Raw genomic sequence first — 26,244 nt, 5'->3', positions numbered from 1 at the left:
GGTCCCCGCGACTGCGCCACGTCGTCCCCGCCGGCAGCGGCCAGCACAGCAACGAGCACCGCCACCTCCTCGGGCGTCGGGTTGCCCGCGACCACGCGCACGACGCGGGGCGGAGGGCCTTGCGACTCGGCGCTCACAGCGGAATGTTTCCGTGCTTCTTGGGCGGCAGGGTCTGCCGCTTGGTGCGCAGCGCTCGCAACGCCCGGGTGACATTCATCCGGGTGTTCGAGGGCGAGATCACCGTGTCGATATAGCCCCGCTCCGCCGCGATATAGGGATTGGCCAGCGTGTCCTCGTATTCGGTCACAAAGCCCTGGCGGGCGGCGACCATATCTCCGCCCTGCGCGGCGACGTCGGCCAACTCCTTGCGATACAGAATGTTCACCGCGCCCTGCGCGCCCATCACCGCGATCTGCCCGGTCGGCCAGGCCAAGTTGATATCGGCGCCGAGGTGCTTGGATCCCATGACGTCATAGGCGCCGCCGTACGCCTTGCGCGTGATGACGGTGACCTTGGGAACGGTGGCCTCGGCATACGCATAGATGAGTTTGGCGCCGCGCCGAATGATGCCATTCCACTCCTGGTCGGTCCCGGGCAGGAACCCCGGCACATCGACAAAGGTGAGCACCGGCACATTGAAGGCATCGCACGTTCGCACAAAACGCGCCGCTTTCTCGGACGCGTCGATGTCGAGCGTGCCGGCGAACTGCATCGGCTGGTTGGCGACGATGCCCACGCTGCGCCCGTCGATCCGGCCGAAGCCGATCAAGATGTTGGGCGCGAACAGGGGCTGGACCTCGAGGAACTCTCCGTCGTCGACGACGTGCTCGATGACGATCTTCATGTCATAGGGCTGATTCGCCGAGTCCGGGATGAGCGTGTCGAGCTCGCGGTCCTCGTCGGTCGGGTCGAGATCGTTCTCCACGTCGAAGGCGGGCGGCTCCTCGAGATTGTTCGAGGGCAGATAGGACAACAACGCCTTGACATAGTCGATGGCGTCGGTCTCGTCGGTCCCCATGTAGTGCGCATTGCCCGACTTCGTGTTGTGCGTGCGCGCCCCACCGAGGTCCTCGAAGGCCACTTCCTCGCCGGTGACCGTCTTGATCACATCGGGGCCGGTGATGAACATGTGCGAGGTCTGGTCGACCATGACCGTGAAGTCCGTGATCGCCGGCGAATACACCGCCCCGCCAGCGCACGGCCCCATGATCAGCGAAATCTGCGGGATCACGCCCGACGCATGCACATTGCGCAGGAAGATCTCGCCATAGAGGCCGAGCGAGACGACACCTTCTTGAATGCGCGCGCCACCGGAGTCGTTCAGCCCGACGACCGGACAGCCGACTTTCATGGCGAAATCCATGACCTTGACGATCTTCTCGCCGAAGACCTCACCCAGCGACCCGCCGAAGACGGTGAAGTCTTGTGCGAACACAGCCACCGTGCGCCCGTCGACCTGGCCGTAGCCGGTGACCACACCATCGCCATAGGGTCGATGCTTTTCCTGACCGAACTGGTTGCTGCGGTGGCGCGCGTACTTGTCCATCTCGATGAAGGTGCCCTCGTCGAGCAGCAGCGCGATCCGCTCGCGCGCGGTCATCTTGCCTTTGGCGTGTTGCTTTTCCACCGCCCGCGTGGAACCGGCATTGGCGACCTCGGCGACGCGTCGCTTGAGGTCGGCCAGCTTGCCGGCCGTGGTGTGGATGTCCAACTCCTGCCCAGCGACGTCATCGGCCATGCGCCGAGCCTAGCCTTGCCGTCATGCGCCCCCCGCTCGATCCCGTCCTAATCCAGGCCCGCATCAAGGAGACGTCGATCACGCGCGTCGATGTCCACGACGAGGTCACCTCGACCAATGCGCTCGCCCAGGATCAGCGTGAGCCCTGGGTCGCGGTCGTGGCCGACTACCAGACCGGCGGCCGCGGGCGCCTCGGCCGCACCTGGAGCGAGACGCCCCGCGCGGGTCTCGCCGTCTCGGTCCTCGTGCCCACCCCGCCGTATGCCGTGGGCTGGCTCCCGCTGCTCACCGGCCTCGCACTGCGCCGGGCGATCGCCGCGAGCGTGGACGTACGGGCCGACCTCAAGTGGCCCAACGACCTGCTCGATCCCGCCACCGGCCGCAAGCTCGCCGGCATCCTGTGCGAGGTGACGCCGGCGGGTGTCGTCATCGGGACCGGCCTGAACGTCGACCATCAGCGAGACGAACTCCCCGTGCCGACGGCAACCTCGCTCGCCCTCGTCACTGGTCGCGCGCCCGGCGAACTCGACCGTGGGTCGGTGCTCACGGCCTACCTGATCGCCCTCTGCGAGGCGTATGCCGTTCTGCTCGCCCGCGGCGACCGCCTCCGGTCTGCGCAGGCGGAGTATCGCGCGGCCTGCACCACCATCGGCGCGGACGTCGAGATCGACCGTGGCGGTGGCGCGCTCGTGCGTGCCCGCGCGAGCGGTGTCGACGACGACGGGCGCCTGCTCGTGCGCGACGCCGATGGCCGGGCACGCGCATTGGCTGCGGGTGACGTGCGTCACGTGCGCATGGGAGAGTAGACGCAGCATCGCCTGCAGGGAGAGCAATGGACCACAACGCCGAGATCCTGGAGTTCCTCCAGGGCGTCCGTGACCAACTCCTCGGCCCAGCGGCCGCGCCCGAACTGACCGCGGCGGCAACCGCACTCAACGGAGCACCGGCCGTGCCACTGCCGACCGTCGCCGCCTTCTGGCACGCTCTCGGCTTCCCCGCCGACCCCGCCGATCGCGCGGTCACCGCGGCTGACCTACAGGCGATCGACCAACTGCGCGACCTGGTGACCGAGGGCCTGGTGGATGAGCAACTCGCCCTGAGCATGACGCGCGCTGTCGCCCGCACGGCCGACCGGCTCTCGGTCTGGCAGACCCAGCTCGTCGCCGAGTCGCTCGCCCCCGGCGACGACGCGCCTGACTCGCACGTCGACCTCGACTCCGCCCGCGAGGTGGCTCTGCGGCTGGCCCAGGCTGCCGACCGGATGGAGCCGCTGCTCACCTATGCCTGGCGGCGTCACCTCTTCGGCGCCGTGACCAGGATGGTCAGCGATGCCGACCCCACGGACGCGGGCGCCGGGCCGCGGCGGGTCGTCGGCTTCGCCGACTTGGTCAACTTCACGTCGGTCGTGCGCCGGGCCAGCGAACGGGAGCTGGCCGTGATGGTGCAGCGTTTCGAGCGGCTGGCCTCGGACATCGTCACCGCGCACGGTGGCCGGGTGATCAAGACGGTGGGCGACGAAGTGCTCTTCGTCTCGCGGGATCCGTTGGCCGGCACAGCGATTGCGCTCGATCTGGTGGACACGATGGGGGAGGAGGAGATGCTCCCCGCCGTGCGGGTGGGGCTGGCCTACGGCCCCGTGCTCTCGCGGATCGGTGACGTCTTCGGCACGACGGTCAACCGCGCGTCCCGGCTGACCGCGGTCGCCGGATCCGGCCGGGTGCTCGCCGACGAGCAGTTGTCGGCGCGGCTGGCGGAGTTGTCGGGCTTCTCCTTGCGTATACAGCGGCGGCGGCACCTGCGCGGGATCGGGGCGGTGACGCCGCGCGAGGTGACCCGCAGTCATGGCGAGCGAAGAGCGCTGACGGCCCTTCCTCATACGATGACACCATGACCCGGGTGCTCCTCGCCGAGGACGACATCGCGATCGCCGAGCCGCTAGCGCGCGCGCTGCGTCGGGAGGGCTACGAGGTCGAGGTCCGCGGCGACGGTCAGGAGGCGCTGGACGAGGCGCTGCGTGGGGTCGATCTCGTCGTCCTCGACCTCGGCCTGCCGACCCTGGACGGCCTGGAGGTATGCCGGCAGTTGCGCGCCTCGGGTGCGCAGGTTCCGGTGCTGATACTGACCGCGCGCGCCGACGAGGTCGACACGGTCGTCGGGCTCGATGCCGGCGCGGACGATTATGTGACCAAGCCCTTCCGGCTCGCCGAGCTCCTGGCACGGGCACGCGCGCTGCTGCGGCGCGGGGCGAGTGATCCCGAGCCGGCCGCCGTCCTCCACATCGACACCGAGGCCCGGCGCGCGTTCTTCCACGGCAGCGAGCTGCTCTTGACGGGCAAGGAGTTCGCCCTGCTCAGCGTGCTCTACCGCGAGGCCGGCAAGGTCGTCTCTCGTGAGCAGTTGATGCACGAGGTCTGGGACACCGACTGGTATGGCTCGACCAAGACGCTCGATATGCACATCTCGGTGTTGCGTCGCAAGCTCGGCGATGACGCCGCCGGCCCCCGCTACATCTCCACGGTCCGCGGTGTGGGCTTCCGTTTGGACCTGGGCGGCGGCTGACGGCGGATGCGTGCGCTCGTCCTGCGATCGACCATGTTGGTGGTCGCGACCTGCCTGGTCATCGTCATGGTGCCGGTGTTCGGGAGTGTGGTCCTCTTCGCCGCGCGCGCCCCGTCCGACCGGATCGTGGGCAACTCGCTCAGCGGGGCCGGGCTGGCGCTGGTCGCCCTCGGCGTCTTCGCGGTGCTTGCCCTGCTGGCCGGGGCGATCGGCATGATCGTCGCCCGGCGCCAGGCCGCCCAGTTGACCGCGCCGCTGACCGCCCTGGCCGGCCAGGCCGAGCGGCTCGGGGCCGGCCAGGAGTCGACCACGCCCCTCGCAACCGGGATCCGCGAGATCGACAAGATCAGCGAGGTCCTCGCGGCCAGTTCGATGGACATGAGCCGGGCGCTCAGTGCCGAGCGGGACTTCGCCGCCGACGCCAGCCATCAGTTGCGCACGCCGCTGGCAGCCCTGTTGCTGCGGCTGGAGGAGATCGGGGCGACCGACGATCCCGTCGTCGTGCGTGAGGAGGCCGAGACGGCGATCGCGCAGGTGGAGCGCCTGGCAGGAGTCGTTGACGACCTCATGGGCCGCGCCAAGCGGCGCCCAGCCGAGACCTCGGCCGTCTCCCTCGACTCGGTGATCGCCGCCCTCCAACGCGAGTGGCAACCGGCCCTGAGCGGGGCGCGCCGCAGCATGCGGGTCCATGGGGAGCGGGGCCTGCAGGTACTCATCCCGAGACCGGCGCTCTCGCAGATCCTCTCGACGCTCATCGAGAATTCGCTGGCCCACGGCCGGGGCACGGTCTCGGTGCACGCCCGCCGGTCGGGCCCGACCGTGGTCGTCGAAGTGAGCGACGACGGCCCCGGGGTGGCTCCAGAGATCGCCGCCCACATCTTCGAGCGGTCGGTCTCGAGCTCCGGGACCGGCCTGGGGCTCGCCCTCGCCCGCGACCTGGCCGAGAACAACTACGGCCGGTTGGAGTTGCTCCGCGCGGACACGGCGTTGTTCGGGTTGTTCTTGTCCGAGGCGTCCTCGAGTTCTTTGGCGAAGACGAACCTGCGGTAGGCCCAGAACCGGAAAAGGGTGCCCAAGCCGATGCCGAAGACGTTGGCGATATTGTCGGCGACCAGCGTCGTCAGGCCGAGGCCGTAGTGCGAGAAGGCGATCGCGCCCGCCCCGATCACCAGCGCGACGACATTGGTCACCACGAAGAGGGTGAACTCGTGCGGTGCCGACCGGTTGCGGCGATGACGGAAAGTCCACTGCCGGTTGCCGAGCCACGAGAAGACCGTGGCGACGCTCGCCGAGACGACCTTGGCCGTGGTCGGTTTGTCCTCCAGCACCGTGTGGCGCAGGACATTCATCAGGCCGACGTCGATGACGAAGGCGAGCGCACCGATGATGCCGAACTTCACGACCTCGCGCCACAGGGTGTCGATGGTGCCGCGGGCCCAGACGAGTGGGCTGGAGGTCGTGGACACTGCCAAAGCGTAACCGCGGCTGCTGGGGACCACGGGTATTCTCACGGGGTGGACGCGACCCCTTCGACGCCCCTGCGCGCCCCGGGGGGCTTCCCGGTCGTCGGCATCATCGGCGGCGGTCAACTTGCCCGTATGTGCGCTGGCCCGGCCATCGAACTCGGCATCACGCTCGCGGTCCTCGCCGAAGAAGCGGACGGCTCCGCCGCCCAGGCGGTGCGCTGGGCCCCGGTCGGGGACTACCGCGACCCGGCGACGGTGCTCGCCTTCGCCCGGGAGTGCGATGTCATCACCTTCGACCACGAGCACGTTCCGGCCCCGGTGCTGGCGGCACTGGCCGACGCCGGCATACCGATGCATCCGTCGCCCGCCGCGCTCCTCTACGCCCAGGACAAACTCGCGATGCGTGCGCGGCTGGGGGAACTCGGCATACCGTGCCCGCGGTGGCAGGCGGCGCAGTCCGCCGACGACGTCGCCGCCTTCGGGGCGGAGGTCGGGTGGCCGGTCATCGCCAAAGTGCCCACCGGCGGATACGACGGCAAGGGCGTGCTGGTGATCGACGGCCCGGCAGACGTCGCGGAGTGGCTCGAGCGTGGACCGGTCCTGCTGGAGGAGCGCGTCGACTTCGTGCGCGAACTGGCCGTCCTCATCGCGCGCTCGCCTTCGGGGCAGGCGGCCGCGTGGCCGGTCGTCGAAACGATCCAGCAAGACGGCATCTGCGTCGAGGTGCAGGCTCCGGCCGAGGGTCTCGCTGACGAACTCGCCGCCGAAGCGACCCTCGCCGGGCTGCGACTGGCCGGAGAACTGGCCGTGACGGGGGTGCTCGCGGTGGAGATCTTCCAGACCCTCGACGGCGGCTTCGTCGTCAACGAACTCGCGATGCGCCCGCACAACAGCGGCCACTGGAGCATGGACGGCGCCGTGACCGGGCAGTTCGAGCAGCATTTGCGTGCGGTGCTCGATCTGCCGCTCGGTGCGCCGACGCCGCTCGCGCCGGTGACGGTGATGGCCAATGTGCTGGGGGGCGACTATCCGCAGCTCTATCCGGCCTACCGCCACCTGCTCGCGCGGGATCCCGGGCTGCGAATGCATATGTACGGCAAGGGTGTTCGGCCCGGCCGCAAGATCGGCCATGTCAATGTCGTCGGCGCCGACCGGGCGCAACTGAGCGAGCGTGCCCGGCACGCCGCGGACTATCTCTCGGGAGTGATCACCGAATGACCGAATCCCCGCTCGTGGGCCTCGTCATGGGCAGCGATAGTGACTGGCCCGTGATGGAGCAAGCGGCAATTGCCTTGCAGGAGTTCGGAATCGCCTTTGAGGCCGATGTCGTCTCTGCCCACCGGATGCCCGAGGACATGATCACGTATGGCCGCGAGGCCGCCGCCCGGGGATTGCGGGTCGTGATCGCGGGCGCGGGCGGGGCGGCGCACCTGCCCGGGATGCTCGCGTCGGTCACGCCGCTGCCGGTGATCGGGGTGCCGGTGCCGCTGACCTATCTGGACGGGATGGACTCGCTGCTCTCGATCGTGCAGATGCCGGCCGGGGTGCCGGTCGCGACGGTCTCGATCGGCGGAGCTCGCAATGCCGGGCTGCTCGCGGCCCGCATCCTCGGGTGCGGGGAGGGCGAGGAGGCGGCCCGGGTGCGGGCGGCCATGGTGAGCTTTCAGGCGGGGCTGCGGGACACGGCATACGCCAAGGGGGCGGCGCTGCGGGGACGGGCGGGCGGCTGACGCCGAGCGTCAGCGCCCGGGCATGAGGCGCTTGTTCTCGATCTTGGGGCAGGTGTCCATGACGACGTCGAGGCCGGCGCGGCGCGCGCGGTCGGCGGCCGCGGCGTCCTTGACGCCCAACTGCATCCAGATGGCGTCGATCGTGAGGCGGTCCTTGTTGGCGATGACCTCGTCGACCACCGCTGCGACATGCTGGGAGTTGACGAAGCAGTCGACGACCTTGACGTCCACGCCGTTGGGGATGTCGGAGATGCTCGCGTAGCCCGGCTCGCCGTGGACCGTCTCGGCCTTGGGGTGGACCGGGATGATGCCTTTGTCGAGCTCGTACTTCAGATAGCGGGCGATCCGCCAGGCGTCCCGCTCGCGGTTGTCGGAGAGGCCGACGATGACCCAGATGCCAGGATCGATGAGCAGGTCGTAGATCAGGTCCGGGTCGTTCAGATGAGTCAGTGTCATCGGTTCACTATGGCAGCAAAGTCCCCGGTCAGTCCGAGCCGAAGAGGTCGCGGGTGTAGATCTTGTCGGCCACATCCGCGAGTTCGGGGGCACGGCGGTTGGCGACGATCACATCGCTGCGGGCCTTGAACTCGGCGAAGTCGTGCACCACCTCGGAGCCGTAGAAGGACGCATCCTCCAGCTCGGGCTCGTAGACGATCACCGAGATCCCCTTGGCCTTGATCCGCTTCATGATGCCCTGCACCGAGGAGGAGCGGAAGTTGTCCGAGCCGGCCTTCATGATCAACCGGTAGACGCCCACAACGCGCGGGCGGCGCGAGACGATGTCGGCTGCGACATAGTCCTTGCGGGTGGTGTTGGCATCAACGATGGCGCTGATCATCGTCTGGGGCACGTCCTGATAGTTCGCCAGCAATTGCTTCGTGTCCTTCGGCAGGCAGTAGCCGCCATAGCCGAAGGACGGGTTGTTGTAGTGGCTGCCGATCCGCGGGTCCAGCCCGACGCCCTCGATGATCTGGCGGGTGTCGAGGCCGTGCGTGGAGGCGAAGGTGTCGAGCTCATTGAAGTAGGCGACGCGCATCGCCAGATAGGTGTTGGCGAACAGCTTGATCGCCTCCGCCTCGGTCGATCCGGTCAGCAGGACCGGTGTGTCGTCGTCCTCGCTTGCCGCGGCCAACAGATCCGCGAACCGACGGCCACGATCGCTGACCTCGCCGACGACGATCCTCGAGGGGTGCAGGTTGTCATGCAGGGCCCGGCCCTCGCGCAGGAACTCCGGGGAGAAGATGACATTCTCGGTGCCCAGCCGCCGCCGCACACCCGCGGTGAACCCCACCGGGATCGTCGACTTGATGACCATGACGGCGTCCGGGTTGATGCGCAGGACGTCCCGGATCACTGACTCGACCGAGCGGGTGTCGAAGTAGTTCGTCACCTCGTCGTAGTTCGTGGGCGTCGCGATGATGACGAACTCGGCCTCGGCATACGCCTCGTCCGGGCTGACCGTATAGGTGATGTCGAGGCGCTCCTGATTCAGGAAGCGCTCGATGTCCGGGTCGCTGATCGGGCTCTCGCCCGCTTGCAGCATCGCGATCTTGCGGGCATCGATGTCGTGGGCGAAGACGCGGTTCTGCCGGGCGAGCAGCATCGCCAGCGAGAGACCGACATACGAGGTGCCGACGACGGCGATGGTGGCGGGTGCGGCGGGGGTGGACACGATTGGGGAGTCTAAGCGGCGGTGGGCCGGGCTGAGTTCACGCGCGGGTAGCGTTGCGGGCATGCGATTCGGAATGTTTATCCCGCAGGGCTGGCGCATGGACCTCGCCGGCATCGACCCCGACCAGCACTGGGGCGTGATGGCCGGCCTGGCGCGGCGCGCCGACGCCCAGGCCGAGTGGGAGTCGATCTGGGTCTACGACCACTTCCACACCGTCCCGATGCCAAGCCAGGAAGCGACGCACGAGGCCTGGGCGCTGATGTCCGCCTTTGCCGCGGTGACCGGGCGGGTGCGGCTCGGGCAGATGTGCACGTGCATGAGCTACCGCGACCCCGCCTATCTCGCCAAGGTCGCGGCGACGGTCGATGTGATCTCCGAGGGGCGGGTCGAGATGGGCATCGGCGCGGGCTGGTACGAACACGAGTGGCGCGCCTATGGATACGGCTTCCCCAGTGCGGGCGAGCGACTGGGCCGGCTGCGCGAGGGCGTCGAGATCTTCCGCCAGGCATGGACCACGGGCTCGGCCACGCTTGCCGGCGAGCACTACCAGGTTGATGGGGCACAGGTCTGGCCGCGCCCCTTGCAGGGCACGAGCGCCCCCGGATCGGCGAGCAACGGCATACCGATGTGGATCGCCGGTGGCGGGGAGAAGAAGACGCTGCGCATCGCGGCCGAGTATGCCGACTACACCAACTTCGACGGCTCGCTCGAGGGGTTCGCGGCCAAGTCGGCGATCTTGGCGGGGCACTGCCGCGACATCGGCCGCGACTTCGGGTCCATCACCCGCACGGCCAACTACAACGTTGTCATCGGCGCAAACCAGAAGGAGATCGACGACCGCCTCGCCTGGCTGGTCGACCACTACAAGCGAGCCGGCGTGCCCGACCAGATCCTGCAGGCCCAGCTGCCCGGCATCAAGAACGGCCCCGCCGTCGGGACGCCCGAGCAGATCGCCGAGCGCCTGGTCGCCTTGGAAGGTCTGGGCATGGCGTATGCCATCTGCTACTTCGCCGAGGCGGCCTACGACCTCTCCGGGGTCGAGCTCTTCGAGCAGCAGGTGATCCCGGCGCTCTCGGACGCCTCGCCCGAGCAGCCGCACCACCGGCGCTGGCACCTGCCCGGCCGCGACTGACGCGCCTGGTATGACCGCGGTCACCTCGCGGCGGCTGGTCTCGGCGCCGCGGTCTAGCCTGGCGATATGACCAACCCTGACTTCGACACCTACCGGCTTTCCGAGGACCACGAGGCGATCCGGGACGCGATCCGCGACATTGCGACCGACAAGATCGCTCCGTATGCCGCGGACGTCGACGAGCAGGCGCGCTACCCGCAGGAGGCGCACGACGCGCTCGTGGCGTCCGAGTTCTTCGCGCCGCACGTGCCCGAGGAGTATGACGGCGTGGGCGCCGACGCGCTCGCCACCTGCATCGTCATCGAGGAGGTCGCGCGAGCCGATGTCTCGGCGTCGCTGATCCCGGCGGTGAACAAGCTCGGCTCGATGCCGCTGATGATCGCGGCGAGCGAGGAGGTCAAGAAGCGTTACCTGCCCAGGCTCGCGGCGGGTGAGGGGTTCGCCTACGGCCTGTCCGAGCGCGAGGCCGGCAGCGACACGGCCGGCATGACCTGCCAGGCCCGCGACAACGGCGACGGCACCTTCACTCTCAACGGTGGCAAGGCGTGGATCACCAATGCCGGTGTGGCAGAGCTCTATACGGTCATGGCCGTCACCGACCCCGGTGGTCGCCGCGGGGCGAATGTCACCGCCTTCGTCGTCGAGAAGTCCGACCCCGGATTCGGTTTCGGGGAGAAGGAGCGCAAGCTCGGGATCAAGGGCAGCCCGACGCGCGAGTTGCTCTTCGACAACTGCACCATCCCCGAGGACCGGATGGTCGGTGCGCGCGGTGAGGGGCTCAAGGTCGCGTTGAAGACGCTCGACCACACCCGGATCACCATCGGCGCCCAGGCCGTCGGAGTGGCGCAGGGGGCCCTGGACGTGGCGCTGGCCTATGTCAAGGAGCGCAAGCAGTTCGGCAAGGCCATCGCCGAGTTCCAGGGCCTGCAGTTCATGCTCGCGGACATGGCCATGGAGCTCGAGGCGGCGCGGCAACTGGTCTATGTGGCCGCGGCCAAGTCGGAGCGGCATGACCGGGACCTGTCCTTCTTCGGGGCCGCGGCAAAGTGCTTCGCCTCGGATGTCGCGATGAAGGTCACCACCGACGCCGTGCAGCTGCTCGGTGGCGCCGGCTATGTCAAAGACTTCCCGGTCGAGCGGATGATGCGCGACGCCAAGATCACCCAGATCTACGAGGGCACCAATCAGATCCAGCGGATCGTCATGGCCCGCCAGTTGTTGCGCTGACGGGTCAAGGGGCCTTGGTCGGCAGCAGATCGGCCGGGATCGCGTCGTCACCTCGCAGGGCGCTGAACAGGCGCTCGGCGCCGGCGGCGTCCCACTCGACGGCAAGCCCGGCCGCAGTCGGCAGGCCGGGGTTGGAGACCGGCACCGTCACGGAGTTGCCCTTGCCCCCGGCGACCGCGCGCAGCCCGAGGAACGCCCGCGAGGTGCCGATCATCCCGTCATCGCTGCCGATGGCGACGGCGCTGCCCGCGGACGTGCCGATCGAGTGCAGGCGCCAGGGGAAAATCACCGTCGAGGGCGTGCCGATCTTGCCCATCAGGGCGCCGAGGAATTGCCGCTGCCGCTTGACGCGCCCGAGGTCGCCCTCGGGGTCGGAGTAGCGGGCCCGGACATAGCCCAGGGCGTTCTTGCCGTTCAGCGTCTGGCAGCCGGCCGGCAGGTCGATGTGCGCCTTCTCGTCGTTCATCGCGTGCGGTAGGCACATCCGCACCCCGCCGACCGCGTCGACGAGGTTGGCGAAGCCAGCGAACCCGATCTCGACATAGCCGTCCAGGTGCAGACCCGTCGACTTCTCGATGGTCGCAGCGAGCAGCGGCGGGCCGCCGATGGCGAAGGCGGCGTTGATCTTGTTCATCCCGTGCCCCGGGATCTCCACATAGGAGTCGCGCGGGATCGACAGCAGCGTCGGATCGCCGCCGCCGGTGTGCAGCACCATGATCGAGTCGGTGCGCGCCCCCTCGGCGTAGCCGGTGCCCAGTTCCTTGCGCTGCTTCGGCGTCAGCTTGGCGCGGGCGTCGGAGCCCACCATCAGGTAGTTGCTACCGGCCGTGTCGGAGATGTGGCCGTCGGCCGGGGTGGCATCGACGCGCCCAACGCTCGACCAGGCGCCGTGGACGGCCCAGATCGTCGCCGCGACCCAGGCGATCGCGGTCACGAGCAGCAACGCCACGACCCGCCGAACCGTATGCCCGGTGCCCCGCGGCCTCGGTGGCGGAACCAGCCGCTCGGGCCGGCTCGGCCTGGCCGGCGGAGCTGCCGGCCCGGTGGGCATCGTCGGCTCCGGCCGGTGTGACCACGCGGGGGGAGCGTCGAAATCGTCGTCGTGCCAGCCGACATACGGGTCGCGCGGCTGGGTGGGCAGCGCCTGGGTGGGGTCGCCGACGGGCGGTGCGGGGGGAGTCGCGGACGGCATCCGGCGCCGCTGGGGAATGGCCCGCGCGTCGCCCGATGTGTCACGTCCGTCGAAGCGATCGCTCACGTGCGCACCAAACGCTCGACGGGCCGGGTCATGCCGGACAGGGTAAACGCCCGACCTGACCCGAGCCGGGATACTTGGGGCGTGCCGACGCCGCAGACTGCAGATTTGCCCACCGAATGGCCGCTCGTGTCGGTCATCGTGCCCATCCTGAACGAGGAGCGGCACCTGGCCGATGCGGTCGCGATGATCTCGGCTCAGGACTACCCCGGTGAGGTGGAGATCGTGCTCGCGCTCGGCCCATCGAGCGACCGGACCGACGAGGTGGCCGCCGTGCTCGCGGGCCGCGACGCGCGCATTCGTCTCGTCCCCAACCCCACCGGCAAGACGCCGGCCGCCCTCAACGCGGCCATCGGGGCCTCGCGCGGCGAGATCATCGCGCGGGTCGACGGACACGCCGAGATCCCGGTCGACTACCTGCGCATCGGCGTCTCGACCCTGATCGCCCAGGAGGCCGACAATGTCGGCGGCGTGATGCATGCCAGCGGACGCACCGATTTCGAGCGCGCCGTCGCCACCGCGATGCGCAGCCGGATCGGCGTGGGCAATGCCGCCTTCCACGTCGGTGGTGTCGCCGGCCCCGCCGAAACGGTCTATCTCGGGATCTTTCGGCGGGCCGCCCTGGTCGCCGTCGGCGGCTTCGACGAGCACTACGAGCGGGCGCAGGACTGGGAGATGAACCACCGCATCCGAGCCCGCGGCGGGCGGATCTGGTTCACACCCGACCTGGTCGTCACCTACCGCCCGCGGAGCACGCCCGGTGCCCTGGCCAGGCAATACTTCCACTACGGCCGGTGGCGCCATGTCATCGCCCGGCACCACGAGGGCTCGATCAATCTGCGCTATCTCGCGCCGCCGACGATGGTGCTCGGGACTGCGGCCGCGGGACTTGTGGGGTTAGTGTGGCGTCCGGCATGGTTGGTTCCGACGGCGTATGCGGGGGCTGTGACGGTGGGGGGACTCCTCGCCGCACGCGGCGAGAAGCCCCGCACGCGCGCGTTGACGCCGGTCGCGCTGGCCGTCATGCACTGGGCATGGGGAGTCGGCTATCTCTCCTCGCCGCCGGAACTGGCGCGCGGACGGATCGCCGATCCACGAACTGGAGGATCGTTATGACCACTCGCCGGTATGCCGCTGTCCGCGGCCTGCGTGCCGCGGCCGGTGCCGCTGTGATCGCCCTCGCTACCGTGTCGGTGCCGGCGGCGACGGCAGCGCCCAGCGCTGCGGGAGGCGGTGCGGCATACGGCCAATGGGGGGTCGACCGGGCGCAGACGCCCAGCGCCGGGTCTGCCGCGGCCGCGAACTGGACGATCACCGGAGCGGGCGCCGGGCATGGCGTGGGGATGAGCCAGTACGGCGCGCTCGCCCAGGCCAACGCCGGGTGGAAGGCCGCGCAGATCCTGAAGTTCTACTATCCGGGCACCACGATGGGCCCGGCCGCCGACGCGATGACGTTGGTGGTCAATGTCCAGGACCACGTGACCAGTTCGACGGTCACGACCTCGGCACTCGCGGCCGGCGGCGGGGCCTTCACGGTCAGTGCCGGGGGCGTCACCATGTCCGGTGGGGCCAGCACGAGCGTGACCTTCACCGGATCCGGGTCCACCGTGACCGCGTCGTGCGCCGCGTGCACCGGCCGGACGACAGTCAGCGGCGGCACGGTCACGATGCGCTTCGCCGACGGTAAGACTCTGGCCAATGTCGGCACCAACCGTTTTGACGTCGGCATCCTCACCGTGACCCCCTCGGACACCGGGACGGCGGTGCAGGTCGGACTGCGGGTGCGACTGCACGATGAGTATCTCGACCGGATCGCGGAGATGCCCTGGTCGTGGCCGGCCGGTGCGCTGCAAGCCCAAGCCGCGGCCGCGCGCGCCTATGCGCTGAGCAAGATCAAGGACGGCCTGCGCCCCTCATGCGGCTGCCATGTCTACAACAACACGGACGACCAGGTGTTCGCCGGGTATCCGGCGAGCGGCAATCTCCCTACCTGGGACGCGTGGAAGGCCGCCGTGCGCTCGGGTGGCAGCGCGACGACCGGTCAGGTCCCGAAATACGCCGGCAGCGTGATCCGCGCCTTCTATTCGCCGAGCAATGGCGGGTGGACGCAGTCGAGCGCCGAGGCGTGGGGGACGGCGCTGCCCTATCTGATCAGTGCCGCGGATCCGTGGTCGACCAAACCCGGCAATCCCTATCTGTCGTGGACGCGCACTGTCTCCGGGGCCGACCTGGCGGCGGCGGCCGGCGTGTCGGATGTCGCCCGTCTCGATCTGAGCAGGCGCACCCAGGCCCATGCGCTCGGCACCGTTTATGCGTATGCCGGCAACGGAGCAACCGGGAAGGTGGCGGGGACGACCTTCGCCGCGCGGCTCGGTCTGCCCTCCTCCTGGGTCCGCCACCGCGTGGAACGGGTGACGGGAGCAGATCAGAGCGCCCTGGCGGCGGCGGTCGCGCGCAGTGTCCCAGTGGATGCGCAGACCGTGGTGCTCGTCAGTGCCGACCCCGCGAAGCTGCCCGACGCCGTTGCCGCGCCGCCGCTGGCGAAGACGCTTGGTGCGCCTCTGCTGCTCACCGATCAGTACGCCTTGCCGATGCCGACCGTCGGTGAGCTGAATCGCCGGGTGTCGTCCCTGAAGTACGCCGTGATCATCGGAGGCGCCAACTCTGTCGATCAGCGGGTGCTCGACCAGTTGACGGCGCGGGGATTGACGGTGAGCCGGATCGACGGCGCGGACCGCTACGAGGTGTCGAAGAATGTCGCGCTGCGGATGGGCCAGATCAAGCAGGTCACCAATGCCGTCGTCGTCGGCGGTGCCGCCCTGCCGGACGCCGTCAGCGTCGGTGGCCCGGCCGTCGGCACGCGCTCGCCGATCCTGTTCACGCCGGCGGCGGACCTCGGCGCGGCTGCCGCAGCGGCGATCGACACGCTGAAGCCCACGACCACCCAGGTCGTGGGCGGTCCCGCATCGGTGTCGGGACTGGTGGTCTCCACGCTGCAGAACCGCGGCATCAGCACGATCCGCCTCTCCGGCGCCAATCGCTATGAAGTCTCGGTCGCCGTCGCGGGCTTCTTCGCACCCAAGATGCCCGGGAGCAAGGTGGTCTTGGCCGCCGGCGACGACGGCTTCTTGATGGATGCCTTGCTCGGCGCGCCGCTGGGCCGCCCGACGGTGCTGGCGATCCACGACCATCTGCCCAGCGCCGTGGCGCGCTATCTGCAGACGCTGAACTGGCTCGGCACGCTGACGGTCATCGGCGGATCGAGCCATGTGGACGACGCGAGCGTGCAGGCGGCCGCCGAGTCCTGATCAGCGGCGGTCGATGAGCACCGGCTGGGTCGCATAGGCGACGAAGCCGCGCGCGTCCGAGATGGTCGCGTGCGCGACGCCGATCCCGTCGGCAGCGACATGGGTCGCCGCATCGAGGTAGATCCACTCGCCCTCGGCGGGCCGAAGGCAGGTGACGGTGATGCTCGGCGGGATGAACAGCCAACCGTCGAGATGTAGCGGAGCGCTGATGCCATTGGTCGAGTCGGCGACCGCCGCCACCAGCTGCGTGGGGGTCGGCGCCTCGCCCGCCACGATTGCCGTATGCGGCCGGGCCCAGACCGCGGCCGGCCCCTCGATGTCGAAAGCGCCGCTCGCCCAACGCCATTCGATGCTGCGGCCGTAGCCCCACGCCGGGTCCATGCCGGGGAAATAGCGCTGCTCCTGGGGGCCGGGCAGCCCGCGCGCGGGCGGCGCCCAGTCGGCCGGCTCGGCCCGGTCGTCCTCCCGGTGGATCAGCCAGGCGCGCATGACGACCGCTGCCCGCTCACCGAAGGTGAGTTCGGCTTCGACCAGCGCCACCCGCCGACCGGGGCGGACCGTGCGGGTGGTGACACGGCATACGCCCTGGGGGATGGGTGCCAGGAAGTCCGCGGTGAAGCGGGCGACGCGCATATTGGGGTCGTCGTGATGGCGCTCGATCTCGCGCACGCACAAGGCGGACGGCGGGCCACCGTGTTGGGCCGCGAAATCCCACGGGCTCTGCGTCGCGGTGGTCGACTCGAAGCACCCCTCGCCGAGGGGCAGGTAGTACGCCTCCGGCGCGGTCATCCCAGGTCGAGCGTCAACTCGGGCCCGGTCGCCGCGCGCACCTCGTCGACGCTGACGCCCGGCGCGAGCTCGCGCAGCACCAAGCCGGCATCCGTGACGTCGATGACCGCCAGGTCGGTGATGATCCGCTGGACCACCCGTTTGCCGGTCAGCGGGAGTGCGCACTCGGCGAGGATCTTGTGGGAGCCGTCCCGGGCCACGTGCTCCATCAGCACGATCACCCGTTTGGCCCCGTGCACGAGGTCCATCGCGCCGCCCATGCCCTTGACCATCTTGCCGGGGATCATCCAGTTGGCGATGTCGCCGGTGACGGAGACCTGCATGGCACCGAGGATGGCCGCGTCGACCTTGCCGCCGCGGATCATCCCGAAGCTGGTCGCCGAGTCGAAGATGCTGGCGCCCCGGCGCAGGGTGACGGTCTCCTTGCCGGCGTTGATCAGGTCGGCATCCTCCTCGCCCTCGACCGGGTAGGGGCCGATGCCGAGGATGCCGTTCTCCGACTGCAGCACGATGTGCACATCGTCGGGAACGTAGTTCGGGACCAGCGTGGGCAGGCCGATGCCGAGGTTGACGTAGTCGCCGTCGTGGAGTTCGCGGGCCGCGCGCGCCGCCATTTCTTCGCGGGTCAGTGCCATCGCTCAGCCCTCCTGGCTCGCCGGGCGCGGGCGCGTGGTGCGGCGCTCGATGCGTTTGTTCGCCGCCTGCTGCGGGGTCAGCGGGACGACGCGCTGGACGAAGATGCTCGGGGTGTGGATCTGGTCCGGGTCGAGCTCACCGGGTTCGACCAGCTCTTCGACCTCGGCGATCGTCACCCGGCCGGCCATCGCGGCGAGCGGGTTGAAGTTGCGGGCTGTCGAGCGGTAGATCAGATTGCCGTGTCGATCGCCCTTCCACGCCCGCACGAGCGCGAAGTCGGTCGAGATCGCTTCCTCCAGGACGTAGGTGCGCGTCTCGCCGCCCACGGTGAACTCGGCCGTCGCCTTCGGCGGTGAGGCGAGCGCGATGGTGCCGTCCGCGGCATACCGCAAGGGGAGACCGCCCTCGGCGATCTGGGTGCCCACGCCGGTCGCGGTGTAGAAGGCGGGGATCCCCGATCCGCCCGCGCGCAGCTTCTCGGCGAGGGTGCCTTGGGGTGTGAGGTGGACTTCGAGTTCGCCGGCGAGGAATTGCCGCTCGAACTCCTTGTTCTCACCGACATAGGAGCTGATCATCGTCGCGATCCGGCGGTCGGCAAGCAGGATGCCCAGGCCCCAGTCGTCGACACCGCAGTTGTTGCTGACCGCGGTCAGCCCCACAGGGCCGGCGTGGTGCACCGCCTGGATCAGGACACTGGGAACTCCGCACAGCCCGAAACCGCCGACGGCGAGGGTGGCGCCGTCGGTGATATCGGCGACTGCGTCGGCGGCATTGACGACGACTTTGTCCATGACCTCACTGTATGCCGTGCCTGAAGACACGCCCCTGGGCCTTGCCTTTCGGTGTGACTCGTGGGACAAATGATGCGGCCCGCCACCGACGGCGGCCGCCGCCCGCGTGTCGTCCCGCGACGGCCCCGGCTCGACGCAGCCGGCTCATCCAGGAGTGTCCACCCGTGCCCATACGCCCTCGTCGCGCCGCTGTCGCCGCCACCGCGGCCGCGCTCGGATTCGTCCCCATCGCCGCGTATGCCGCGGTTCCCCCGCCGCCCACCCCACCCCAGCCGCTGCCCTCGGCCGTCGACGTGCTCGACCCGAGCTACGAACCGCAGACGACCTGCGATCAGGTGACCAAGCCGGGTGTCGCCGACTTCGCCACGCTGATGTCGACGCACTACAACCGGCTCTCCTACGGGACGGTGCGGCCGTGCCAGTCCGATGACAGCCAGCACTACGACGGCCGGGCCCTGGACTGGATGCTCAACGCCGGCAATGCGGCCGACAAGGAGATCGCGGACGCGGTCACGACCTGGCTGACCAAGCCGGTCAATGGCGTCTATGGCGCGAATGCGCGGCGCTTCGGGATCATGTTCATCGTCTGGAACCACAAGGTGTGGAAGGCCTATCGGAACCCGGAGACGTGGTCGACCTACACCGGTGCGGTGCCGCACACCGACCACATCCACTTCAGCTTCTTCTGGGACGGCGCGTGCAAGCGCACGAGTTGGTGGACCGGCGTTGCACTGAAGACGTGGAGCGCCGCCAAGTGCTCGACCGCGACCGGGCCGCTGGTGAGCGTCGACACCGAGTTCACGAAATACAAGGACACGGTCCTCAAGCCGGGCGCCACCGGCGCGGCGGTCACCCTCGCGCAGAAGAATCTGCCGGGCGTGACGGTCGATGGCGATTACGGGCCGCAGACCACTGCCGCAGTGCGCAAGTTCCAGACGAAGTGGAGCTTGAACGTCAACGGGTGGGTCAACAAAGGTGTCTGGAATCAGATGGAGCGCCTCCAGTATCCGCTCATCAAATACCGCACCACCACCGTGCTCCGCTCGGGCATGACCGGGCAGGCGGTCAAGGATGCGCAACGGGCACTGCGGGTGACGCAGGACGGCGAGTTCGGTTCGTCGACCTTGGCCGCCGTCAAGCGGGTGCAGGGGAAGTACCGCATCGCCCAGACCGGCGTTATCCGCACCCTGACGTGGGCCGCGCTGGATGAGGAGTTGCGCTCGCGGATGCGGCAGGCCGAGTTCGACCGCGAGCTCGAACGGGCCCTCAGCTAGCGACGCCCTCGGCGCGCAGCCGGTCGGCGGGGGCGGGGCCGCCGACCGTCAGCACGAGCGAGCCGTCGGCCGCATAGGTCCTGATCGCCAGGCGCAGGAAGGTCTCGAGGTCCTCGGTCTCGGTGTGGACACGCGCTCGGGCCATGCCGGTGACGCGCACGTAGGCCGCGAGATCGGCATAGGTGCTGGACTCGCCGGCCGCGACCAGGGCGAGATCGGAGTCGGCGGCCTCCTGGAAAGCGCCGAAGGTGTCGGGGAAGCCGGCGAGTTCGCGGGCCTCGTCGACGGCGTCGGCGGGCAGGGTGGATGTGGCCCGGCGGGCCAGCGCCGCGAGGGTGACGACGACGAGCGGGGCGTCGGTGGGAGCGGCCGGGTCCGTTGTCACGAGGACATCCGGTGTCGCCGGTGGCGGCAGGCTCACCGTCGCCCCGGTGGCCCAGGCGGCCAGCGTCCAGTAGAGCGTGCGCCAGTGTGGGGGCAGGTCGATCGCGACCACGGTGCCCGGGCCGGCGTCGAACTCCTCCTGCAGCAGGTTCGCGGCCTTGGCGACCCAGTTGTTCAGGACGCGCGCGGAGAGTTCGATGCGCTCGCCGGTGCGGTCGTCGTAACACGTGATGCGCGGCCGGGCAGGGTCGCTGCGCAGCAGGTGGGGGAGGAGGTGGTCGGGGCGCACCGAGGCATCGTAGGTGGGGAGTCGGTGGTGCTGTCTAGGCTGGCCGCCGTGACCGCAATCGGGGACGTCGTGCAGCGGGCCCTGCTGGTGCTCGGCTCGCTCCTTGTCGCGACCTCGGCGTTGGCAGCCGTGCTCGGGGGGCTCGGGTGGTGGCGGCCGCTGGTCGTCTGGCCCCTGCTCGCGGTGATGCTGGCCGGATTGGCGCTGCTGGTCCGCCCGGTGCGCCCGGTGCCGATCGGCGTCGGGCCGGCGCTCGCAATGCTGGCGGTTGCCCTGGCCGCCGGCTGGTGGGCGGCGGCCACCCACAACGGGCAAGTGCTGCCGCGACGGGACGCCGGGTCCAATCTGCAAGCGGCCCTGGCCCTGGCCGAGACTGGGCACCGGGTGCTGGCCATCGATCCGGCCGCGTTCGGTGGGGCGGCGGTTCTCGGGATCCCCGGCATCACGCTGGCGAGTCCGGCCTTTTATCAGGTCGGTTCGGCCGGGGCGCCGGCGATCGAACCGCAGTTCGTGATCGGGCCGGCCGCGATCTATTCGCTCGGTGACTGGATCGGGGGGATCGGCGCGATGCTCGTGCAGCCGGCGTGGTTGTCGGCGTTCGGCGTCCTCGGGCTCTCGATCCTGGCCGCCGTCACGGTCGGGCCGTGGTGGGGACCGGTCGCCGGCGCGCTGGCCGCGCTGACCTTCCCGATGCTGCACGTGGCCCGGGCGACCTACTCCGAGCCACTGGCCTTGGTCACGCTCGCAGCCGGGCTGCTCGGCTGTGTGCTCGCGGCGCGGCACGAGGACCGGCGGGCCGCGCTCATGGCCGGGCTGCTGATCGGCGGGACCTGCCTGGTGCGCATCGACGCACTGCGCGAGGCCATGCTTCTGATCCCGGTGGCCGCTCTCGGGGCGATCCAGGAGCGCAGGTGGCCGCGGGCCCTACTGGCGGGGGCAGGCATCGGTGTCGGCGTGTCCTTTGCGGCTGGGTTGGCCCTGTCCCGCGAGTACCTCGGGAGCATTGCCGCGAGCCTGGTGCCGCTCGTGGCCCTTGCGGTGGTGCTAGCGCTGGCCGGTGCGGCGACCCTCGTGGCGGCTCGTCGAGGGATGGGCCTGCCCGACGCCGCTCGTCGCTCCTTGTCCGCCGCCCTGATGATCGCGGTGCTGGTCATCGGCGTGGCCCTGGCCCTGCGACCCCTGGTCATGACGGTGCGGCAGAGCGCCGAGGACCCCGGCTCCCACGTGGTTGCGGGCCTGCAATTGCGTCAAGGACTGCCAATCGACGGCGGCCGGACCTATGCCGAGCAATCGGTCACCTGGCTGGCCTGGTGGGTCGGACCGATCGCCCTGGTGACCGCGCTCGTCTCCCTGGCTTGGGGGGTGCGTCGGATGGCGCTGGCGTGGCAGGCGGATGAGGTTCTGCCGGCATGGTCCGGGCCATTGGTGGTGGCCGCGGGCTCGACGCTGCTGACGCTCTACCGGCCCGGGATCACGCCGGACCATCCGTGGGCCGAGCGGCGGTTGGTGATCGCGATCCCGCTTGTCGTCGTCCTGGTGGTTGCGGCCGCCGCATGGCTGTGGCGCTGCGGGCCCGCTCGGCACCGGCGGGCGTTCCGGATCCTGGCGGCCGCCTGCGTCGCCGCGCTGGCCGTGCCGACCGCGCTCGCGAGCTGGCCGCACCGGACGGAGCGGGTCGAGCGCGGATCATTGAGCGCGATCGTCTCGGTCTGTCATGCCCTCGTCGACGGCGATGTCGTGCTGGCCGTCGATTCGCGGGCCGCAAACGAGTGGCCCCAGGTCGTGCGTGGGCAGTGCGGCCGTCCGGCCCTGTCGACGACCACCGCCCTGCGGCGCGACCCGGCAGCGCTGCGGTCCGCTGTCTCCGAGATCGCCGCCGCCCTCCCGGCTGGTTCCCGCCTGATCCTGCTCGCCGCGGACTCTGCCGACGCGCTAACGGCCCTGGGCGCGACCCCCACCCAGGCCGTCGACGTCACCGTCCTCGAAGAGCCCCGCCTGCTGATCGAGCGTCCCGCGTCCCTGGTGCCGCTGTCCCTGGACGTCTGGCTCGCCCCGGCCCCGGCCTGACAAGCGCGCGGGCGCGGCCGGGTACCCTCGTAACCACCATGACCGAGTTCGTCACCCCGACCGTCGAGACCGCTGTTGCCGTGCCGGACCCGGCCCGGCGCCCCCTCGTGACCATTGTCCTGCCGTGCTACAACGAGGGCGAGCACGTCCTGCTGGAGATCGAGCGCATCACGGCGGCGATGCTGGCCAGCGGCCTGAGCTATGAACTGCTCTGCATCGACGACGCCTCCACCGACAACACCCTCGAGGTCCTCACGGGGGCCGCCCACGACGACCCGAATATCCGCTTGATGCCCTTCCGTCGCAACGGCGGGTCGGGCACGGCCCGGCGGATCGGGACCCAGCAGGCATACGGCGAGATCGTCGTGTGGACCGATGCGGACATGACCTACGAAAACGAGCGCATCCCCGAGCTCGTGCGGATCCTGCTCGACGACCCGACCTATGACCAGGTCGTCGGTGCCCGCACGACCGAGGAGGGCACCCACAAGTGGGCCCGCGTCCCCGCGAAGTGGTTGATCCGCAAGATCGCCGAGCGCCTGACCAACCAGCAGATCCCGGACCTCAACTCCGGCCTGCGCGCCTTCCGTCGCAGCGTCGCCCTGCCCTACCTGCGGCTGCTCCCGGCCGGCTTCTCGTGCGTCACCACGATCACGATCGCCTTCTTGTCCAATCAGCACGACATCCGCTATGTCCCGACGGCCTATGCCAAGCGCGCCGGCACCAGCAAATTCCACTTCGTCAATGACGCCTACCGCTACATCCTGCAGGTGCTGCGGATGGTCATGTATTTCGACCCGCTCAAGGTTTTGATGCCGATGGCCCTGTGGCTGTTCGTGATCGGCCTGGTCAAGGGCGTCGTCGATATGGTTCGCCACCCGTTCTATTTCCCCGCCAACACGATTCTGCTCATCGTCAGCGGGTTGATGATCGGCTCACTCGCTCTCCTCGCCGACCTCGTCGTCCGCTCGCGGGACGGCGTGTGAGCGACGACGCGGCCCTCAAGGTCGCCATCATCGGCCCCACCCATCCGTTCAAGGGCGGGGTCGCGGTGCACACGACCGAACTCGCCCACCATGTGCAGGCGGCCGGCCACCGCGTCGAGCTGCTCTCCTGGAAGCGGCTCTACCCCAAGATGCTTTATCCCGGGGAGATCGAGGTCCCGATGGACGAGCCGGAGGTGCCGCCCTTTCGGGCCGCGACCCGGCCGCTGTCCTGGAACCGCCCGGACTCGTGGGTCCGGGTGGGCCGCGCGATCCGGTCCGCGGACGTCGTCATCGTCGTCCACGTCGTTCCGCAACTCGTGCCCACCCTGCTGGCCATCCACAAGGCGGCCACCTCCGGTGGGTCGGCCCCGCGCTTTGTCGCCATCGCCCACAATGTGCTCCCGCACGAGTCGCGCCCCGGCGACGAAGCCCTGGTGCGCTCGCTGTTTCGACGCCTGGACGCCGTCATCGTCCACACCCCCCAACAGGCCCATGTCGCGGCCGCCCTGGGGGCCGAGCTCGTGCGTACCGTGCCCCTGCCGCCGCACCTGCCCGGTGGCGAGCCCGCGACCCGCGAGCCGTATGCCGGCCCGGCCCGGTTGCTCGCTCTGGGCCTCGTTCGACCCTACAAGGGCATCGACGACCTGGTCCGTGCGCTCGCCGATGTGCCCGGACCGACCCTGACCGTCGCGGGTGAGGCGTGGGGCGAGGCCGGCGACCGGGTCCGCGAGGCCGCGCAGTTGCCGGGGATCGACGGCCGGGTCTCGATCCGTTCCGGCTACGTCCCGGCGGCCGAGATCGCCGATCTGCTCGCGCAGCACGACGTCTTGGCCCTGACCTATCGCACGGCCACGGCCTCGCAGAACGCCCTGCTCGCGCACAAGCACGGCCTGGCCGCTCTCGCGACCAAGGTCGGCAGCTTCGGCGACGATGTCACCGACGGTGTCGACGGCCTGCTCGTGCCGTCGAGCGATCATGATGCCCTCGTTGCGGCATTGCGCGAGCTGGCCGACCCGGACGTTGTCCGCCGCCTGCGGGGCGGGGTCGAGCCGCCCGACCTGAGCGGCCCCTGGGCGGCCTACCTCGGCACCATCGAGGCCCTGGCCATGAGCTTCGCCACCGAGCCCCGCTCGCGCTCGCGGATCACCCTGCGCGACCGGGCCAAAGGGGCGGTGGCCGGCCTGCGGCCGCGGATCGAGCTCGCGCCGGGCGACCTGCCGGACTGGATCCACCCGACGGATGTGCTGGCCAGCGATTCCGACGCCGACGACACCCGCGATCTGGTGCGCAGCCTGGGCCTGCCGCGCCGCGGCTCCAAGGTCGGCGGCTGGGCGGCGATCGGCGGCCTTGCCGCCGTGCTGCGGGTCCGCGACGACGGGCACCGGTCGGCGCTTATCGTCGATCAGTCCGGGCCGACGTCACCCTTCGCGTCCTGGGCACGCGCCATCGGGTTCGCCCCGCTGGAGTTCGAGGTCGGCGACGAGCTCGACGTCGATCCTGGCTCCATCGATGTCCTGACGCGACTGCATCCGACCGATGCCGAGGCCGAAGAACTCGCCGACTTGCTCGGGCAGGCGACGTGGGCCCTGCGCTCGGGTGGCCTGCTGATCACCACGGTCGCGCTCGGCCCGCAGGATGTCCCCGGGACACTCGGCCCGGCCGATCTGCGCGCGGTGCTCGCCCACGCCGACAACGCCGGGCTGCGGCTCGTCGGTGATCTGGACGGGGAGTTGACCTCCCGTATGCGCTATGCCCAGACGCACGCGCGCGACCCGCGCGCGGCATACGGGCTACCGCGCTTGACCTGGCGCCGTCGGTGAGCGAGCCGGACGCGGCGCGACCGGCGCGGCGCGGCGCGTTCGCGCTGATCCGGATCGCGCTGGCAGCGCTCGTGCTGATCGCGGTGGCGATCGCGCTCGCCAAGAACTGGTCCGCGGTGGCCGATCATCTCGGTGAGGTCTCGGCGTCGGCGTGGGTGCTCGCGCTGGCCTTCGGTATCGCCTCGCCAGCGCTGAGCATGCTCGGGTGGCGGGCCCTGCTCGCGGATCTCGGCAGCCCGCTGCACGTGGCCCCAGCCAGCGGGGTTTTCCTCGTCGGTCAACTCGGCAAATACCTCCCGGGGTCGGTATGGAGCGTGCTCGCCCAGGCCGAAATCGCCGCACGCCTCGACGTCCCACGGCGGCGCACCGGCGTCGTCGGCCTGGTCACCATGGCCCTCGCCCTGCTCTGCGGCGCGCTCGTCGGCCTGCCGGCGGTGCCCGCGCTGCTCGGTCGCGGTGGCGGGGACGCGCTGCCGCTCATCGGAATTGCCGTCGTGCTCCTCCTCGGTGCCCTCTGGCCGCCATTGCTCAACCGGGCGATCGCGACCGGCCTGCGCCTGCTGCGACGCGAACCTCTCGAGCACGACTTCAACGGCCGCGCCATCGTGGCCGCGGCCGCGTGGACCACGCTCGCCTGGCTGAGCACCGGGGCGATCGTGTGGGCCTTCGCCCGCGACATCCGGGGCCTGACCGGCTCGGGCGGCGAGGTGGCCCTGGTCAGCATCAGCGGCTTCTGCCTCGCGGCCGCCATCGGGATGGCCAGCATCCTGCTGCCGGCCGGTGTCGGCGTCCGCGAGGGCATCCTCGTGCTGCTGCTCGTCGGCGTCATGACGACGCCGGCCGCGACGGCGGTCGTCGTGCTGGCCCGCTTCGTCACCGTGATCGCCGACGTGCTGTGGGCGGGCATCGGCTGGGCCTGGGCGCGCGCCCACCACCTGCTGCCCGAGCACATGAGCAGCAGGACGTAGGTTTTCCCGTATGAGCGCTGCCACACCCTCCCAAGTCGCGGCACCACCTGGCGGCCGGCTGCTCGCCGTCGCCAAGCGCGGAGCCGAGCACGTGCTCTGGGCGCGCGTCGGGATCCAGCGTCGCGTCGAAGCGCGGCGGGGCACCGCCCGCCC

The 26,244-nt window shown here is 70.1% G+C and carries 24 protein-coding genes; 15 read left to right on the top strand and 9 right to left on the bottom strand.

Annotated features, from left to right (window positions below; translation table 11 throughout):
- Positions 1-133 precede the first annotated feature (133 nt).
- A complete protein-coding gene (locus tag PKH97_RS01945; protein ID WP_324385715.1) occupies positions 134-1,738 on the bottom strand; it encodes an acyl-CoA carboxylase subunit beta in 1,605 nt (534 codons plus the stop codon).
- A 23-nt stretch (positions 1,739-1,761) separates the two neighbouring features.
- Here PKH97_RS01945 and PKH97_RS01940 point away from each other — a divergent pair, with 23 nt between their 5' ends.
- From PKH97_RS01940 to PKH97_RS01925, 4 genes are read left to right on the top strand one after another with little or no spacing between them, the layout of a single operon-like run.
- The gene (locus PKH97_RS01940) at positions 1,762-2,544 is read left to right on the top strand and encodes a biotin--[acetyl-CoA-carboxylase] ligase (protein WP_324385714.1); all 783 of its coding nucleotides are present in this window, start codon (positions 1,762-1,764) and stop codon (positions 2,542-2,544) included.
- Positions 2,545-2,570: 26 nt separating this feature from the next.
- A complete protein-coding gene (locus tag PKH97_RS01935; RefSeq protein ID WP_324385713.1) occupies positions 2,571-3,629 on the top strand; it encodes an adenylate/guanylate cyclase domain-containing protein in 1,059 nt (352 codons plus the stop codon).
- Complete coding sequence (locus tag PKH97_RS01930) at positions 3,626-4,297, top strand: response regulator transcription factor (protein ID WP_324385712.1); 672 nt, start codon at positions 3,626-3,628, stop codon at positions 4,295-4,297. Before PKH97_RS01935 ends, PKH97_RS01930 begins: the two co-directional genes overlap by 4 nt.
- A gap of 6 nt (positions 4,298-4,303) precedes the next feature.
- Positions 4,304-5,347 (top strand): HAMP domain-containing sensor histidine kinase, encoded by a 1,044-nt coding sequence (locus tag PKH97_RS01925; protein WP_324385711.1) that lies wholly within the window; start codon positions 4,304-4,306, stop codon positions 5,345-5,347.
- Here the strand turns inward: PKH97_RS01925 and PKH97_RS01920 are convergent.
- Positions 5,248-5,763: a GtrA family protein gene (locus tag PKH97_RS01920; protein ID WP_324385710.1), complete on the bottom strand. Its 516-nt coding sequence runs from the start codon at positions 5,761-5,763 to the stop codon at positions 5,248-5,250. The genes PKH97_RS01925 and PKH97_RS01920 overlap by 100 nt on opposite strands.
- 48 nt (positions 5,764-5,811) lie before the next feature.
- On the opposite strand from PKH97_RS01920, the gene PKH97_RS01915 reads away from it, so the two are divergent.
- Both PKH97_RS01915 and purE read left to right on the top strand, forming a co-directional pair.
- On the top strand, positions 5,812-6,981 hold the full coding sequence (locus tag PKH97_RS01915; RefSeq protein ID WP_324385709.1) for a 5-(carboxyamino)imidazole ribonucleotide synthase: 1,170 nt from the start codon (positions 5,812-5,814) through the stop codon (positions 6,979-6,981).
- Complete coding sequence (gene purE / locus PKH97_RS01910; RefSeq protein ID WP_324385708.1) at positions 6,978-7,493, top strand: 5-(carboxyamino)imidazole ribonucleotide mutase; 516 nt, start codon at positions 6,978-6,980, stop codon at positions 7,491-7,493. Before PKH97_RS01915 ends, purE begins: the two co-directional genes overlap by 4 nt.
- 9 nt (positions 7,494-7,502) lie before the next feature.
- Here the strand turns inward: purE and PKH97_RS01905 are convergent, their stop codons facing one another.
- Together PKH97_RS01905 and PKH97_RS01900 are read right to left on the bottom strand one after the other, a co-directional pair.
- Positions 7,503-7,949, bottom strand: coding sequence for a CoA-binding protein (locus PKH97_RS01905; protein WP_324385707.1), 447 nt, complete (start codon positions 7,947-7,949; stop codon positions 7,503-7,505).
- Between the two features lie 28 nt (positions 7,950-7,977).
- The gene (locus tag PKH97_RS01900; RefSeq protein WP_349255522.1) at positions 7,978-9,165 is read right to left on the bottom strand and encodes a nucleotide sugar dehydrogenase; all 1,188 of its coding nucleotides are present in this window, start codon (positions 9,163-9,165) and stop codon (positions 7,978-7,980) included.
- A 61-nt stretch (positions 9,166-9,226) separates the two neighbouring features.
- Between PKH97_RS01900 and PKH97_RS01895 the strand changes: the two genes are divergently transcribed.
- Both PKH97_RS01895 and PKH97_RS01890 read left to right on the top strand, forming a co-directional pair.
- Positions 9,227-10,297, top strand: a complete 1,071-nt coding sequence (locus tag PKH97_RS01895; protein WP_324385706.1) for an LLM class F420-dependent oxidoreductase — start codon at positions 9,227-9,229, stop codon at positions 10,295-10,297.
- A 66-nt stretch (positions 10,298-10,363) separates the two neighbouring features.
- A complete protein-coding gene (locus tag PKH97_RS01890; RefSeq protein WP_324385705.1) occupies positions 10,364-11,524 on the top strand; it encodes an acyl-CoA dehydrogenase family protein in 1,161 nt (386 codons plus the stop codon).
- A gap of 4 nt (positions 11,525-11,528) precedes the next feature.
- On the opposite strand, the gene PKH97_RS01885 is transcribed toward PKH97_RS01890, so the two are convergent.
- Positions 11,529-12,782 carry an LCP family protein gene (locus tag PKH97_RS01885; protein WP_324385704.1) on the bottom strand — a complete coding sequence of 418 codons (1,254 nt, stop codon included), beginning with the start codon at positions 12,780-12,782 and terminating at the stop codon, positions 11,529-11,531.
- A gap of 81 nt (positions 12,783-12,863) precedes the next feature.
- Between PKH97_RS01885 and PKH97_RS01880 the strand changes: the two genes are divergently transcribed.
- The gene (locus tag PKH97_RS01880; RefSeq protein ID WP_324385703.1) at positions 12,864-13,895 is read left to right on the top strand and encodes a glycosyltransferase family 2 protein; all 1,032 of its coding nucleotides are present in this window, start codon (positions 12,864-12,866) and stop codon (positions 13,893-13,895) included.
- Entirely contained in the window at positions 13,892-16,087 is a 2,196-nt protein-coding gene (locus tag PKH97_RS01875) for a SpoIID/LytB domain-containing protein (RefSeq protein ID WP_324385702.1), read from the top strand. The genes PKH97_RS01880 and PKH97_RS01875 overlap by 4 nt, the downstream gene beginning before the upstream one ends.
- Here PKH97_RS01875 and PKH97_RS01870 read toward each other — a convergent pair whose 3' ends face one another.
- From PKH97_RS01870 to PKH97_RS01860, 3 genes are read right to left on the bottom strand one after another with little or no spacing between them, the layout of a single operon-like run.
- Positions 16,088-16,876 carry a thioesterase family protein gene (locus tag PKH97_RS01870; protein WP_324385701.1) on the bottom strand — a complete coding sequence of 263 codons (789 nt, stop codon included), beginning with the start codon at positions 16,874-16,876 and terminating at the stop codon, positions 16,088-16,090.
- The gene (locus PKH97_RS01865) at positions 16,873-17,511 is read right to left on the bottom strand and encodes a CoA transferase subunit B (RefSeq protein WP_324385700.1); all 639 of its coding nucleotides are present in this window, start codon (positions 17,509-17,511) and stop codon (positions 16,873-16,875) included. The genes PKH97_RS01870 and PKH97_RS01865 overlap by 4 nt, the downstream gene beginning before the upstream one ends.
- Positions 17,512-17,514: 3 nt before the next feature.
- Complete coding sequence (locus PKH97_RS01860) at positions 17,515-18,303, bottom strand: CoA transferase subunit A (protein ID WP_324385699.1); 789 nt, start codon at positions 18,301-18,303, stop codon at positions 17,515-17,517.
- 164 nt (positions 18,304-18,467) lie between these two features.
- Between PKH97_RS01860 and PKH97_RS01855 the strand changes: the two genes are divergently transcribed.
- The gene (locus PKH97_RS01855; RefSeq protein ID WP_324385698.1) at positions 18,468-19,577 is read left to right on the top strand and encodes a peptidoglycan-binding protein; all 1,110 of its coding nucleotides are present in this window, start codon (positions 18,468-18,470) and stop codon (positions 19,575-19,577) included.
- Here the strand turns inward: PKH97_RS01855 and PKH97_RS01850 are convergent.
- A complete protein-coding gene (locus PKH97_RS01850) occupies positions 19,570-20,250 on the bottom strand; it encodes a TIGR03089 family protein (protein ID WP_324385697.1) in 681 nt (226 codons plus the stop codon). The genes PKH97_RS01855 and PKH97_RS01850 overlap by 8 nt on opposite strands.
- Before the next feature lie 48 nt (positions 20,251-20,298).
- Between PKH97_RS01850 and PKH97_RS01845 the strand changes: the two genes are divergently transcribed.
- Genes PKH97_RS01845 through PKH97_RS01830 form a run of 4 tightly spaced genes read left to right on the top strand, consistent with a single transcriptional unit; the run spans position 20,299 to position 26,091 of the window.
- The gene (locus PKH97_RS01845) at positions 20,299-22,317 is read left to right on the top strand and encodes a hypothetical protein (RefSeq protein WP_324385696.1); all 2,019 of its coding nucleotides are present in this window, start codon (positions 20,299-20,301) and stop codon (positions 22,315-22,317) included.
- 38 nt (positions 22,318-22,355) lie between these two features.
- On the top strand, positions 22,356-23,303 hold the full coding sequence (locus tag PKH97_RS01840; protein WP_324385695.1) for a glycosyltransferase family 2 protein: 948 nt from the start codon (positions 22,356-22,358) through the stop codon (positions 23,301-23,303).
- The gene (locus PKH97_RS01835) at positions 23,300-25,123 is read left to right on the top strand and encodes a glycosyltransferase family 4 protein (protein ID WP_324385694.1); all 1,824 of its coding nucleotides are present in this window, start codon (positions 23,300-23,302) and stop codon (positions 25,121-25,123) included. Before PKH97_RS01840 ends, PKH97_RS01835 begins: the two co-directional genes overlap by 4 nt.
- Positions 25,120-26,091 carry a lysylphosphatidylglycerol synthase domain-containing protein gene (locus tag PKH97_RS01830; protein ID WP_324385693.1) on the top strand — a complete coding sequence of 324 codons (972 nt, stop codon included), beginning with the start codon at positions 25,120-25,122 and terminating at the stop codon, positions 26,089-26,091. Before PKH97_RS01835 ends, PKH97_RS01830 begins: the two co-directional genes overlap by 4 nt.
- Positions 26,092-26,244 lie beyond the last annotated feature (153 nt).

Source organism: Nostocoides sp. (assembly GCF_035343835.1).
In the GTDB taxonomy this organism is placed as follows: Bacteria; Actinomycetota; Actinomycetes; order Actinomycetales; family Dermatophilaceae; genus Nostocoides_A; species Nostocoides_A vanveenii.
This window is presented reverse-complemented; position numbering and strand designations above follow the sequence as displayed.